This is a genomic window from Pseudorhodoferax sp. Leaf267 (assembly GCF_001422405.1).
Classification (GTDB): domain Bacteria; phylum Pseudomonadota; class Gammaproteobacteria; order Burkholderiales; family Burkholderiaceae_C; genus Pseudorhodoferax.
Window position 1 is genome coordinate 131,827 of the sequence record NZ_LMMV01000024.1, and the last position, 13,334, is coordinate 145,160.

Below are 13,334 nucleotides of genomic sequence, written 5' to 3' on the forward strand. Positions count from 1 at the left end.
CACGGAGACACACCCATGACCCACCCGCACTGGCCCGGCGTTGCAGCCCGGCTCGCCTGCCTGATCGCATGCGCCGGCATCGCCGGCTGCAACGACGCCGAAACCGAGGGGCAGGCCAAGACCTGCAGCGAGCTGAACGGCATGGCGGTCGCCGCCAATGCCATCGGCCTGGCCACCACCGGTGCAGTCGTGACCAGCACCCAGGTCGTGCCGGCCGCCGGCACCGGCGCCGCGGCCATCGGCGAATACTGCAAGGTGCTGGGCAGCATCCAGCCGGTGGACAGCACGGCACCCAAGATCCTGTTCCAGCTCAACCTGCCGGCCACCTGGAACAGCAAGGCCATGATGTTCGGTGGCGGCGGCTACAACGGCACCATCGCCACCGGCGTGGGCAACGTGCCGGCCGGGCCGGCGGACCAGGCGGTGCCGCTGGGCCGCGGCTACGCCACCTTCGGCAGCGACTCCGGCCACCAGGCCAATGCCACCACCAGCCGCGACGGCAGCTTCGGCACCAACGACGAGGCGCTGCGCAACTTCTCGGGCGATGCGCTCAAGAAGACACACGACGTGGCCAAGGCCTTGATCCGCGCGCGCTACGGCAAGGCCGCGCAGCGCACCTACTTCGCGGGCGGCTCCACGGGCGGGCGCGAGGCGCTGATCGCGGTCACCAACTGGCCGCAGGACTTCGACGGCGCCATCGTGCTCTACCCGGCCTGGAACGCCGCTGCACTGGATCTGCAGTTCGGCCGCATCACGCGCCAGCTGGCCCTGCCGGGCGCCTACCCGAGCCGGGCCAAGCGCAAGCTGGTCTATGACGCCTCGGTGCAGGCCTGCGACGCGCTGGACGGCGTGGCCGACGGCCTGATCGCCAACATGGCCGCCTGCAACGACAGCTTCAACCTGGCGGCGGCCACGCTGAACGGCGCGCCGCTGCGCTGCAGGGCCGGTGCCGACCTGGGCGACAGCTGCCTGTCCGATGCGCAGATCGCCTCGTTCAACACCTTCAACACGCCGCTCACGCTGCCCTATACGCTGGCCAGCGGCGAGACCACCTACCCCGGCTTCAACACCTGGGGCACGGACTTCGGCAACCCCGGCACGAGCGCGCTGCAGCCCACGGTGCTCACGCTGTCGCTGGGCACCGAGCAGCCGGCCAACCCCATGCCGCCCGTGACCGCGACCACGAGTCCGCCCTACGGCAGCACCTTCTGGGACCAGTGGGTCAAGTACTTCGTGACGCGCGACGCGAACTTCAACTCGCTGAGCCTGGACCCGCAGGCGCCCGGCCCATGGCAGGCCCGCATCGTCACGCTGACCGGGCTGCAGGACGTGAACAAGTCCGACCTGTCGGCCTTCCGCGCCCGGGGCGGCAAGATCCTGATGGCGCATGGCGCACACGACGCGCTGGTGAGCAACCGGGCCACGCAGCAGTACTGGAGCCGCCTGCGCAGCACCATGGGTGCGGCCACGGTCGACAGCTTCATGCGCTACTACGAGATCCCGGGCTACGGCCATGCCGTCAGCAGCGTGTTCAACGCGTCCTGGGACTCACTGACCGCGCTGGAGAACTGGGTCGAGAGAAACACAGTCCCGCCGGCCCAGGTCGTGGCAGACACGGCCGGCGTCTCGGGCCGCACGCGCCCGCTGTGCGGCTACCCGGCCTGGCCCAGGTACAACGGCACGGGCGACGTGAACCTGGCGGCCAGCTTCAGCTGCGCCACGCAGTAGCGCCAGCGCGCCGCTGGGGCGCGCGGTACGGGAATTCGGGCGCGCGTCCCGATTGCTGGCATGCTGGGGCCTTGCTTTCCACCGGCAGTTCCATGCGCGTACGCCCATTGCTCCTGGCGGCCACGCTGGCCCTGGCAGGCCTGGCCGCCGCACAGCCCACCACCGCGCCAGACCCGGCCACGTGCACGGCCGACATCGCCGCGCTCGAGCAGGCCATGGACCAGGCGCGCGAGCGCGGCCAGATGCTGCGCCGGCGCCAGCTGGCCGAGGAGATGGCGGCGCTGCAGGCCCGCTGCGAGGGTGCGGCCACGGTCGAGAGCCGGTCGGCGCGCATCGCGCGGCTGGAGCAGGAGGTGCTGGCGCTGCGCAAGGCGCTGGACTATGCACAGGAGCAGCTGCGGCAGGCGCGCAGCGCGGCTCCCTGAAGCCCGGCTGCACTGTCCGAAAGTTCACCGGCACTGCCGTTGAGCGCCTACAAGCGCCCGCTGCCGATGGGCCCTATGCTCCAGCCTGTCCGCAACGGACAGGCGCGCACAACCAGCCCGGTTCGTGAAAAAGGTGAGCAGTGACCGACAAACTCCAGAGTCCACAAAGCGGCGAGCTGCACGACGACGACAGGGCGCGCCGGCCCAGCGATCCGCTGGCGCCGACCTTCGGCACGGCGGGCGAAGCCACGCAGGCCATCCTCGCCTTGCTGCCGGAGCTCAAGCTCACCATTGGCCTGGTCACGGCGGCCTGCATCATCGCGGGGCTGTACTTCGGCCGCGACGTGCTGGTGCCCCTGGCACTGGCCATCTTCCTCGGCTTCGTGCTGGACCCGCTCGTCGTCAAGCTCAGGCGCCTGGGCCTGCCCAGGACGCCGGCCGTGATCGTGGTGGCCATCGCGACCCTCGCCGTGATCGCGCTGAGCGCGACCTTTCTGGCGACGCAGGTCTCCACGCTCAGTGCGCGCCTGCCCACCTACCAGAGCAACATCGCCGACAAACTGAAGACCTTGCGACAGAACGTCGACCGGCCCGGCATGTTCGAGGGCGCGCTCAGGACGCTGGAGACCGTGCGCCGCGAGATCAATGTGGTGGTGGCAGCGCCACGCCCGGCGGCCGCCGCATCGCAGGCGAGCGGCGACCTGCCGCCCCGGCGCGTCCTGATCGAGGAGACGCCCCAGTCGGTCATCGAGCAGGCGACGGACTGGTTGAGGCTGGGCAGCGGGCCACTGGCGACCACCGGCATCGTGATGGTGTTCGTCGTGTTGATCCTGCTGGACCGCCTGGACCTGCGCGACCGCATGTTGCGGCTGTGGGGTGGCAGTTTGCAACGTTCCACCGACGCCATGGACGAGGCCGGGGCGCGGATCAGCAAGTACCTGATCATGCAGCTCGTGGTCAATGCCAGCTTCGGGCTGCCGTTCGCGCTGGGCCTGTGGCTGATCGGCATACCGGGGGCCTTGCTGTGGGGCGTGGCGGCGGTGATCACCCGCTTCGTGCCCTATGTCGGGCCCATGCTCTCGTCGGTGTTCCCGCTGGTGCTCGCGTTCGCCATCGACCCGGGCTGGGGCATGGTGCTGTGGACGCTCGGGCTGATCGCCGCGCTGCAGCTCATCAGCAGCTACATCATCGCCCCCTTGCTGTATGGCGCCAGCACCGGGCTGTCGGCGATCTCGCTCATGACATCGGCCATCTTCTGGACGGCCATGTGGGGACCGGTCGGCCTGGTGATGTCGACGCCGCTGACTGTCTGCCTGCTGGTGATCGGGCGCTACCTGCCGCGCCTGCAGTTCCTGGACGTGCTGCTGGGCAGCCAGCCCGCGCTGGACACGCCCACGCGGATCTACCAGCGCCTGCTGGCCGGCGACGTCGAGGAAGCGACCGAACTCGCACACGAACAGACGGCCGGTGGCAAGGTGACCGCGTTCTACGATCAGGTGGGCCTGCCGGTGCTGCGCATGGCAAGCCACGACCATGCGATTGCGTCCACGGCGCAGCACCGCCACCGCGTGGTCATCGGCATGAACGCACTCATCGACGATGTCGCCGACCAGAACCCGAGCACCACGAGCTCCGGCCAGCTGATGGCCGTCTGCCTGGGTGCCAAGTGGGAGGTGGACTCGCTGGCGGCACGCATGCTCGCCCATGTGCTGTCGCTCGAAGGCATTCCGGCAGAGCACCGCCCTGCGGCGACGGTCAGCGCCGACTACGTCGGGCGGCTCGACATCAAGGGGGCCAAGGTCATCCTGCTGTCGTATTTCAGTGGTGATCCGCGCATCGCCGCGCGCCAGTTCTGCCGTCGCCTGCGCAGGCGCTGGCCCGATGCGCAGATCATCCTGGGCCTGTGGAACGCGCCGCCCGAGTTGCTGGGCGAGCAGGCGTGCAAGGACCTGGGCGCCGATGCCGTGGTCACCTCGGTCAACGAGGCCGTGGTGCGGATCGTGGCCCTGACCGGGGCACGCCTGGCCGGGGGCTACGAGCCGGCCCCGGTCCTGCCCGACGACGGCGCCCGCGTTCAGGCGCTGCGCCAGAGCGGAGCGCTCGACGCCCGGGCGATTCCGTTGTTCGATGCCGCGTCCAAGCGCGCTGCCGACATCTTCGACGTGCCGCTGGCGATGGTCTCGCTGATCGACCACGACCGCCAGATCATCGGCTCGGCCCGCGGCTCGCTCACCAGCGCCGGGCCGGGTGGCAGCGCCGCACTTGCCAGCGAGGACCTCAACATGCCGCGGTCCCTGTCGATGTGCGGCCATGTCGTGGCCACCTCGCAGACCATGGTCGTGCCGGACGTGGCGCGCGACCTGCGCTTCGCCGGCAACCCGGCGCTTGCGGCCAAGGGGGTGCGCTTTTATGCCGGCGCGCCCCTGCGCAGCGCCAGCGGCCACCTGCTGGGCTCGCTGTGCCTGCTGGACCTGCAGCCCAGGATGATGACCGACCGGGAAGTGAAGCTGCTCGAGGCCATGGCCGACGACCTGGTGGCGACCCTGCACCAGCACAGCCTGGACTGGAAAGTCAGCCTGCCCAGCGAGGAGGTGCCGCAACAGGCATCGGCCATCGTCGGGCAGCCCATCGCGGTGGGCTGATCCGCGGCCCCGCAGCACGGCGTGCGGCGGGACGCCCGCGCGGACCACCGGCAGCCGGCCAACCGAATACCAGGGGCGGCACATGCGGTGCCGCCGGCCCCTCAGCGGATCACGCCCAGCTTGCGCGCAATCGCCACCGCCTGCGTGCGGCTCTTGGCATCGAGCTTCATGTTGATGTTGCGCAGATGCGTGCGCACCGTGCTGTCCGAGACGAACAGCTTCTCGGCCATCGCGCTGTTCGAGTAGCCCTCGGCCAGCAACTGCAACACGCGGATCTCCTTGCGCGTGAGGGGCTCCTCGGTGCCGCCAGTCGCAGGCGCATCGGCCTCGGGCGCGGCCAGCGGGCCGGCGGCATGCAGCAGGCGCTGCAGGTATTCGGCCAGGATCGGGTCGCCGCGGCCGGCGGGTGCTTCCTGTGCGGCTGCGGCGTAGCGCTGCAGCAGCCGGCCCACGCCCGCGCCTTCGTCCAGGATCAAACGCATGAAGCCTTCCTGGCTGGCCGTCTGCAGCACCGCGCCGATCTCGGCCACGGCGGCCGTCAGGTCGCCCGCACGCTGCAGTGCCAGCGCGCGCAGCACCCTGAGCTTGAGCGCGCGGCGCTCGCGCGCGGCGGCGGTGGCGGCGTGCAGCTCGGCGTCCAGCACGGCAAGGGCAGCGCGCGGGTCGCCGAAGGCGATCTCCCAGCGCGCCTTGGCCAGGGCCAGGTAGTCCAGGTCGTGCGCGGGCAGGCGCTGGCGGCGCTCGCGTTCCCACAGCACGGGGTCGTCGGCGCGCAGCAGTTCGTCGCGCGCGGCCGGGCCGTTGCCCTGCAGCAGCAGCATGCGCGAGCGCTCCAGCTTGGCGCCGGCCACCACGCGCGGCAGCTGGCGCGCATGGCCCAGGTATTCGAGCTCGGTCAGCGCCTGCAGCGCCGCGTCGATGTCACCCGCATGGAAGGCGATGCGCGAGCGCATCACGTGCGACAGGATCATGTGGTCGGGCAGGCCCACGTCGCGTGCCAGTGGCAGGTACACGTTGAGCAGGTGCTCGGCCTTGAGCATCTGGTTGGCCTCGTAGACCACGCCGGTGTACAGCACGCCGGCCCAGGCATTTCCGTGGCTGTGGTTGTAGGTGACGGCATGCGTGGAGTCCACCGCGATCCGAAAGCGCGCCGTGGCCTGGCGCAGCCGGCCGGCCTGCAGGTCCAGCATGCCCTCGCAGGACTCGGTGTACATGCGGTTGAAGGTGCGGTCGCCCTGGCCCTGCTGGCTGCGTGCGGCGTCCAGCAGGCGCTGCGAGGCGTGGCGGTCGCCCATCACCGACAGGATGTTGGCCATGGCGTTGAGCAGCGCGCCGTCGGCGAAGGCCAGGCCCGTGGGCAGGCGGGAGAGGCAGGCCCGGCCCGCCTCGTAGGCCTCGTCGTAGCGGTCCTGCATGGCCCACAGCAGCGGGTACAGCGTCTGGGCGCAGGCGCGTACCTCGGGGATGGGGCTGTTCACGCAGTCCGACGCCTCCAGGCGGCGCATGGCGTCCCAGGGGCCGTGCGTGAAGCACTCGGCCCACAGCGCGATGAGCTGCAGGAACGGGTGCTGGCGCAGCTGTGCGTCGGGGATGGCGGCGAACCAGCGCGCCAGCATGCGCATGCGGCCCTGCTCCAGGAAATGCTCGGCCCAGGTGTCGAGCAGGGTGAGCGCCAGCGGGTGGTCGCCGCCTTCGATGGCATGGTCGATGGCCGGCACGGGCCGGCCCTGGGCCTCGTACCAGCCCGAGGCGGCCAGGTGCAGCCGCGCCAGCTCGTCGGGCCGCTCGCGCGCCAGCTGCGCGCGCAGGAAGTCGGCGAACAGGCTGTGGTAGCGCCAGTGCGCCTCGCCGTCCCCCTGGCCGGCGATGGGCGTGAGGAACAGGTTGGAGGCGGCCAGCTGCTCCAGGATGGCAGCGCTGTCGCCATGCGGGTGCAGTGCATGGCAGACCGAGGCATTGACCTGGCGCAGGATGCTGGTGCGCAGCAGGAAGTCGCGGATCGCGCCGGGCTGGTGCGCCAGCACGTCTTCGGCCAGGTATTCGGCGACGGCCCGGTCCGAGCCCGAGAAGCGCTCCACGAAATCGACCGCGACGCCGGGCCGCTCCAGCGCCATGGACGCCAGCCAGATCGCCGCCACCCAGCCCTCGGTCTTGCGGTGCAGCTGGTCCAGCCGCTCGGCCGACAGCGCAGGCATGGCGCGCTGGCCCAGGAAGGCGCCGGTCTCCTCCAGGCTGAAGCGCAGGCGGTCGGTGTCGATCTCCAGCAGCTGGCCGCGCGCGCGCAGCCGGCCCAGGCCCAGGTCGGGCAGGCTGCGCGAGCCGATCACGAGCCGGCCGCCGCGCGGCATGTGCTCCACGATCTCGCGCACCAGGCCCAGCACGGCGGGCTCGTGCACCACCTCGAACTCGTCCAGGAACAAGGCGAAGGGCGCCTCGTGCGCGGCCAGTGCGGCCACGGCGTCGAACGGCGCGTTGCCGCGCGGGGCCTCCAGCCCCAGGCGCAGCACGGCCTCGCTCAGGCAGATGACGAAGCGCGACATGTCGTTGTCGGCCCGGTCCAGCGTGAGCCAGGCCGTGGCCGTGCCCTGCGCGTCCAGGCGCTGCAGCGCCTGCGCCATGGCCGTGGTCTTGCCGAAGCCGGCCGGCGCGCGCACCAGCACCAGGCGCGCTGCCGTGCCGGCGATCGCGTCGCCGATGGCGGTGCGCAGCACCTGGGTGTGGGCCACCGAGGGTGGGCTGAGCTTGGCTTCGAAGATGCGGGGGACGGTGGGCGACATCGCGGACATGGAGGGTCGGACGGGCTGCTACGGTGCGCAGGGGCGGCGAGAGTGTCGGCGGCAATCGGCCGAAGGCTTGTCTCCTGGGGCGCAGCCGGCATCGGGGTCGGGGGCGGTGCTGGTTGTACCGTCGCTTCCGACGATCGGCGTGCCGGATTCTGCGGCTTAAACTGCCGCGCGTCGAACACGGCACCAGGGGCGGCCCCACCGCCCTGGCGCCCTTGCTTTTCTCGATGGAAGACCTGCCAGCATGCACTTGAAGAACGACAGCGCCCAAGCGCCCGAGGTCCGCTCGAGCCGCCGCGAGGCGCTGCATGCGCTGGTCGAGCAACTCCGCCTGGAGCAGCTGGAGAAGAACCTGTTTCGCGGCACCAGCAGCGACATCGGTGCCCCGGCCGTGTTCGGCGGCCAGGTGCTGGGCCAGGCCCTGATGGCCGCGGCCCGCACGGTGGACGCGCATGCCGCGCATTCGCTGCACGGCTACTTCCTGCGCGCGGGTGACAAGAAGGCGCCCATCGTCTACGACGTGGAGCGCATCCGCGACGGCGGCAGCTTCACCACGCGCCGCGTGGTCGCCGTCCAGCATGGCGAGGCGATCTTCACGATGTCGGCCTCGTTCCACCGGCGCGAGGCCGGCGTGGAGCACCAGCGCGCGATGCCCGCCGTGCCCGGGCCCGACACGCTGCAGGAGCAGACGCACCAGCCGCTGTCGCTGCCGATCGATTTCCGCTTCGCCGACGGGCGCCCGCCGCTGGGCCGCTCGACCTGGGCGCCGGCGGCGCAGACCTGGCTGCGCACCGTGGACCGCCTGCCCGACGACCCGCTGCTGCACCAGGCCATGCTGGCCTATGCCTCCGACTACAGCCTGCTGGGCGTGGCCATGCAGCCGCACGGCCTGGATTTCCGCAACCCCAAGGTGCAGGGCGTGAGCCTGGACCATGCCATGTGGTTCCACCGCGACTTCCGTTGCGACGACTGGCTGTTGTACGAAGCCGACTCGCCATCGGCTTACGGATCGCGGGGTTTTTGCCGCGGCAGCCTGTTCAGCCACGACGGGCAGCTGGTGGCATCGGTCGCGCAAGAGGGACTGGTGCGCGTGCGGGCCTGAGCACAAGGGCCCTAGCGCATTTGTGCGGGCGCAGCAAGAGCTGGTTGGCTGCGGCAGATGCGGGTGTGCAGTCAGCTTCCTCTCAGCTACAGTTCGCACCCGAATCGGCCCGCATCTGGCCCCAAATACCGAGGAACTATGGACTTTTTGACTTCGCCCGCCTTCTGGATTGCGCTAGGGCAGATCATCATCATCGACATTCTGTTGGGTGGCGACAACGCCGTGGTGATCGCCCTGGCTTGCCGCAAGCTGCCGCCCGCCCAGCGCACCAAGGGCATCATCTGGGGCACGGCCGGTGCCATCGTGCTGCGTGTGATCCTGATCGCTTTCGCGATGACGCTGCTGGCCGTGCCGTTCCTCAAGTTCATCGGTGCCGTGCTGCTGGTGTGGATCGGTGTGAAGCTGCTGGCGCCCGACGAAGATGCCCATGGCGACATCCAGGGCAGCGACAAGCTGTTCGCGGCCATCAAGACCATCATCGTGGCCGACCTGGTGATGAGCGTGGACAACGTCATCGCCATCGCCGGCGCCGCGCAGAACGCGGGCGAGCACTCGTTCCTGCTGGTCGTGCTGGGCCTGCTGATCTCCATCCCCATCATCGTCTGGGGCAGCCAACTGGTGATCAAGCTCATGGAGCGCTACCCGCTGATCATCACGCTGGGCGGCATGCTGCTGGGCTGGATCGCCGGCGGCATGCTGGTCACCGACCCGGCCTTCGTGCACCCCGACAAGTGGCTGTTCATGCCCAAGCTGGGCACCATGGACGCCAACGGCCAGGCCGTGATCTCCAACACCCTGTACTGGACGGCCCACATTGCCGGCGCGCTGCTGGTGCTGGCTATCGGCAAGGCCCTGGCTGCGCGCAAGGGTCCGGTGGCGCACCACTGAGCGCGCTGCGCTTTGGCCGCCACGTGGGTGGCCATCTGGAAAGGCCGGTCTTTGGACCGGCCTTTTTTCGTGGCGCGGCCCAGCGCAGCGCCCCGCCGATTTCGTCTGTTCGGACGATGGCCGGCTCCTGCGGCCTTGCCTAGACTTTTCTCCACACCCGGCACTCCGCCGGCCATGAGGAGAGCCCCTTGTTCCAAGGCCACAGCATCCAGGTCCTGCCGCTGGCAGACGGCCTGGTCGAGTTGCGCTTCGACCGCACCGGCGAGGCCATCAACAAGCTGGACGCGCGCACGGTCGATGAATTCCGCCAGGCGACGGCGCTGATCGCGGACGCGCCCGATGTGCGCGGCGTGCTCGTCACCAGCGCCAAGGACGTGTTCATCGTCGGCGCGGACATCACCGAGTTCGGCAGGAAGTTCCAGCAGAGCGCCGAGGCCATCGCCAGCGGCGTGCGCGCGAGCAACGACATGCTCAACCGCTTCGAGGACCTGGCCGTGCCCAGCGTGGTCGCCATCAACGGCTTTGCGCTCGGCGGCGGGCTGGAGTTGGCGCTGCTGGCGCCGCTGCGCGTGATGGCCGACACGGCCCAGGTCGGCGTGCCCGAGGTCAAGCTCGGCCTGTTCCCCGGCTTCGGCGGCACCGTGCGGCTGGCCCGCGTGGCGGGCCTGGCCACGGCGATCGAGTGGGTGGCCAGCGGCAAGCCCGCCAGGGCGCCGGGGGCACTGGCGGCCGGCGTGGTGGACGAGGTGGCGCCGCTGGCCGAGCTGCGCGAACGCGCGCTGGCGCTGCTGCAGCGCGCCGTGCGCGGCGAGGTGGACTGGCAGGGCGCGCAGATGCGCAAGCGCGCGGCCACCGCGCTGTCGGCCGCCGAGGCCGGCGCCATCGCCGAGGCCGCACGCGCACCGCTGGCGCGCACGGCCAGGCACCAGCCGGCGGCTGTCACGGCCCTGGAGATGATGGCTGCGGGGGCCACGCGCGACCGGGCTGGCGCGCTGGACCTGGAATCCGCCGCCTTCGGCCGCGTGGCCAAGACGCAGGCCGCGGCCTCGCTGGTGCAGGCTTTCCTGAACGACCAGGCATTGAAGAAGCTCTACAAGCGCCATGCGCGCGCGGCCCGCCCCGTGCGGCAGGGCGCAGTTCTGGGGGCCGGCACCATGGGCGGCGGCATCGCCGTGACCAGCGCGCTGCGCGGCACGCCCGTGCGCATGAAGGACATCGCCCAGGGCGCGCTCGACCTGGGCATGGCCGAGGCCGGCAAGCAGTTGGCCAGGCAGCTCAAGAGCGGCCGCCTCACGCCCGGGAAGGCCGAGGCCATCCGCGCCAGCATCCGGCCGCAGCTGGACGAGGCCGGCTTCGACGACGTGGATTGCGTGATCGAGGCCATCGTCGAGAACCTGGACGTCAAGCGCAAGGTGCTGGCCGCGCTCGAAGCGTCGGTGCGGGCCGATACGGTGATCGCATCCAACACCTCCAGCCTGCGCATCGACGACATCGCCCAGCCGCTGGCGCGGCCCGAAAACTTCGTCGGCATGCATTTCTTCAACCCCGTGCCCGTGATGCCGCTGGTCGAGGTGATCCAGGGCAGCCAGACCAGCGACGCGGCCGTGGCCACGGCCGTGGGCTACGCGCTGGCCATGGGCAAGACGCCCATCGTGGTGAAGGACGGCCCGGGCTTCGTGGTCAACCGCATCCTCACGCCGTATGTGAATGCCTTCGTGCAGCTGCTGGCCGATGGCGCCGACTTCGAGGCGGTGGACCGCGCGATGGAAGCCTTTGGCTGGCCCATGGGCCCGGCCTACCTGCAGGACGTGGTGGGCATGGATGTGGGCGCGCACGTGTTCGACGTGATCGCCGCCGGCTACCCGCAGCGCATCCGGCCCATCGCGCGCAACGCCATCGCGCTGATGGTGGCGCACCAGCGCTACGGCCAGAAGACCGGCGCGGGCTTCTACCGCTACGAGAACGACCCTGCGGGCAAGCCGCGCAAGTCGGCCGACCCCGCTGCCCATGCGCTCGTCGCCACGCTGCAGCCGCAGGGCCGCCGCACGTTCAGCGACGCCGAGATCGTCGAACGCATGATGCTGCCCCTGCTGGTGGAGGCCGCGCACGCGCTGGAAGAGGGTGTGGTCGCCACGCCGGCCGAGCTCGACATGGCGCTGCTGCTGGGCATCGGCTTCCCGGCCCATGCGGGCGGCGCGCTCAAGTACGCCGACTGGCTGGGCCTGCAGCATGTCGTCGCGCTCAGCGACAAGCACGCCGCGCTGGGCCCGGCCTACGTGGCCACGCCGCGCATGCGCGAGATGGCCGCCAGCGGCGAGCGCTACTACCCGCTCTGATTTCCCCACCCCTCATCACCCCCCAGAGAGAGATTCCATGCAACTCGATTCCAGCATCGCCGCCGTCGTCACCGGTGGCGCCTCGGGCCTGGGCGCCGCCACCGCGCGCCGCCTGGCCAAGTCCGGCGTGAAGGTCGCGCTGTTCGACTTCAACGCCGAGAAGGGCGAAGCCCTGGCCCGGGAGATCGGCGGCGTGTTCTGCAAGGTCGACATCACCAGCGAAGAGCAGGTCGATGCCGCCTTTGCCAAAGCGCGCGCGGCGCACGGCCAGGAGCGCATCCTCGTGAACTGTGCCGGCGTCGGCGGGGCGGTCAAGACCGCCAGCCGCGACAAGACCACGGGCGAGATCCGGCACTTCCCGCTGGCCAATTTCGACCGCGTGATCCAAATCAACCTGGTCGGCACCTTCCGCTGCATCGCCAAGAGCGCGGCCGGCATGCTGACGCTGGAGCCACTCAAGGACGCCGACAACTCCGGCGAGCGCGGCGCCATCGTCAACACCGCCTCGGTGGCGGCCGTGGACGGCCAGATGGGCCAGGCCAGCTACTCGGCCAGCAAGGGCGGCATCGTCGGCATGACGCTGCCGATCGCGCGCGATCTGATGGGCGAGGGCATCCGCGTGAACACCATCCTGCCGGGCATCTTCAACACGCCGCTGCTGCAGGGCGCGCCCGAGAACGTGAAGGCGGGGCTGGCCGCTTCCGTGCCATTCCCCAAGCGCCTGGGCAACCCGGACGAATACGCGCAGCTGGCCGAAACCATGATCACGAACGGCTACTTCAACGGCGAGTGCGTGCGGCTGGACGGCGCCATCCGCATGGCGCCGCGCTGATGCGCCAGGCCCGGGCCACCGTCCAACGGGTCAGCGGCGCCCGCTCAGCAGCGTCAAGGCAAAGGCAATGCCGGCTGCCGCGGCGATGGTGCCGAGCGGGTGCTCGGCTGCCGAACGCCTGACCTGCACCAGCGCCTGGGCACCGGCCTTGTGCACCAGGCCCGCCGCGGCCTGGGCATCGGCGCGCAGGCGTGACGATGCCTCGTCGGCCAGGTCGCCGGCCGCGCTGCGCAGGGCTTTGGCGGTGTCGGCCACGGCGTGCTGCGAGTCCTTGGCGATGCGCTGGCGCGAGTGCCAGAGCGTGGCGGCTTCCTGCAAGGCCTGCTCGAGGCCTGACCGCTCCTTCACCTCCTGCGCTGCCTGCGTCACGGCCGCCGCCTGGGTCGCGCGATCGGCCGTGGCCAGCTGCACCAGCGCCGCCAGCCAGGGCATGCTCGGGCGGCGCACGCGCTCGGCGCGCACGCGCGGGGGCCGCTGGGCCTGCACCCGGGGCGGGCGGCTCGACAGCACCAGGGCGCCTTGCGTCACGATCGATCCCGCGACCAGCGCCAGCACGGCAGCGCTCATCGGGTTGTCTCTGATCCACACGCGGGCCCGG

The 13,334-nt window shown here is 70.8% G+C and carries 9 protein-coding genes; 7 read left to right on the top strand and 2 right to left on the bottom strand.

Features of this window, described 5'->3' with window-relative positions:
• The first annotated feature begins 15 nt into the window (after nt 1–15).
• From ASF43_RS24210 to ASF43_RS24220, 3 genes are all read left to right on the top strand, one after another.
• A complete protein-coding gene (locus tag ASF43_RS24210; RefSeq protein ID WP_056186962.1) occupies nt 16–1,728 on the top strand; it encodes a tannase/feruloyl esterase family alpha/beta hydrolase in 1,713 nt (570 codons plus the stop codon).
• A gap of 92 nt (nt 1,729–1,820) precedes the next feature.
• On the top strand, nt 1,821–2,153 hold the full coding sequence (locus tag ASF43_RS24215) for a DUF1090 family protein (RefSeq protein ID WP_082498141.1): 333 nt from the start codon (nt 1,821–1,823) through the stop codon (nt 2,151–2,153).
• Between the two features lie 140 nt (nt 2,154–2,293).
• Nucleotides 2,294–4,795 carry an AI-2E family transporter gene (locus ASF43_RS24220; RefSeq protein ID WP_056186964.1) on the top strand — a complete coding sequence of 834 codons (2,502 nt, stop codon included), beginning with the start codon at nt 2,294–2,296 and terminating at the stop codon, nt 4,793–4,795.
• 101 nt (nt 4,796–4,896) lie between these two features.
• Here ASF43_RS24220 and ASF43_RS24225 read toward each other — a convergent pair whose 3' ends face one another.
• Entirely contained in the window at nt 4,897–7,572 is a 2,676-nt protein-coding gene (locus ASF43_RS24225) for a LuxR C-terminal-related transcriptional regulator (protein ID WP_056186966.1), read from the bottom strand.
• Between the two features lie 250 nt (nt 7,573–7,822).
• Here ASF43_RS24225 and ASF43_RS24230 point away from each other — a divergent pair, with 250 nt between their 5' ends.
• From ASF43_RS24230 to ASF43_RS24245, 4 genes are all read left to right on the top strand, one after another.
• Nucleotides 7,823–8,680, top strand: a complete 858-nt coding sequence (locus ASF43_RS24230) for an acyl-CoA thioesterase II (protein WP_056186969.1) — start codon at nt 7,823–7,825, stop codon at nt 8,678–8,680.
• A gap of 138 nt (nt 8,681–8,818) precedes the next feature.
• A complete protein-coding gene (locus tag ASF43_RS24235; protein WP_056186972.1) occupies nt 8,819–9,568 on the top strand; it encodes a TerC family protein in 750 nt (249 codons plus the stop codon).
• Between the two features lie 188 nt (nt 9,569–9,756).
• Complete coding sequence (gene fadB, locus ASF43_RS24240) at nt 9,757–11,904, top strand: fatty acid oxidation complex subunit alpha FadB (protein WP_056186977.1); 2,148 nt, start codon at nt 9,757–9,759, stop codon at nt 11,902–11,904.
• A 37-nt stretch (nt 11,905–11,941) separates the two neighbouring features.
• Nucleotides 11,942–12,736 (top strand): SDR family NAD(P)-dependent oxidoreductase, encoded by a 795-nt coding sequence (locus ASF43_RS24245; RefSeq protein ID WP_056186980.1) that lies wholly within the window; start codon nt 11,942–11,944, stop codon nt 12,734–12,736.
• Nucleotides 12,737–12,766: 30 nt separating this feature from the next.
• On the opposite strand, the gene ASF43_RS24250 is transcribed toward ASF43_RS24245, so the two are convergent.
• Nucleotides 12,767–13,303, bottom strand: coding sequence for a hypothetical protein (locus tag ASF43_RS24250; protein ID WP_056186983.1), 537 nt, complete (start codon nt 13,301–13,303; stop codon nt 12,767–12,769).
• Between the last annotated feature and the right edge of the window lie 31 nt (nt 13,304–13,334).

Bases quoted from the DNA above. Each gene is read 5' to 3' on its own strand.
- ASF43_RS24215 (WP_082498141.1), top strand. From the start codon at position 1,821: ATGCGCGTACGCCCATTGCTCCTGGCGGCCACGCTGGCCCTGGCAGGC.
- ASF43_RS24235 (WP_056186972.1), top strand. From the start codon at position 8,819: ATGGACTTTTTGACTTCGCCCGCCTTCTGGATTGCGCTAGGGCAGATC.
- ASF43_RS24245 (WP_056186980.1), top strand. From the start codon at position 11,942: ATGCAACTCGATTCCAGCATCGCCGCCGTCGTCACCGGTGGCGCCTCG.
- ASF43_RS24210 (WP_056186962.1), top strand. From the start codon at position 16: ATGACCCACCCGCACTGGCCCGGCGTTGCAGCCCGGCTCGCCTGCCTG.
- ASF43_RS24250 (WP_056186983.1), bottom strand. From the start codon at position 13,303: ATGAGCGCTGCCGTGCTGGCGCTGGTCGCGGGATCGATCGTGACGCAA.
- ASF43_RS24225 (WP_056186966.1), bottom strand. From the start codon at position 7,572: ATGTCGCCCACCGTCCCCCGCATCTTCGAAGCCAAGCTCAGCCCACCC.
- ASF43_RS24230 (WP_056186969.1), top strand. From the start codon at position 7,823: ATGCACTTGAAGAACGACAGCGCCCAAGCGCCCGAGGTCCGCTCGAGC.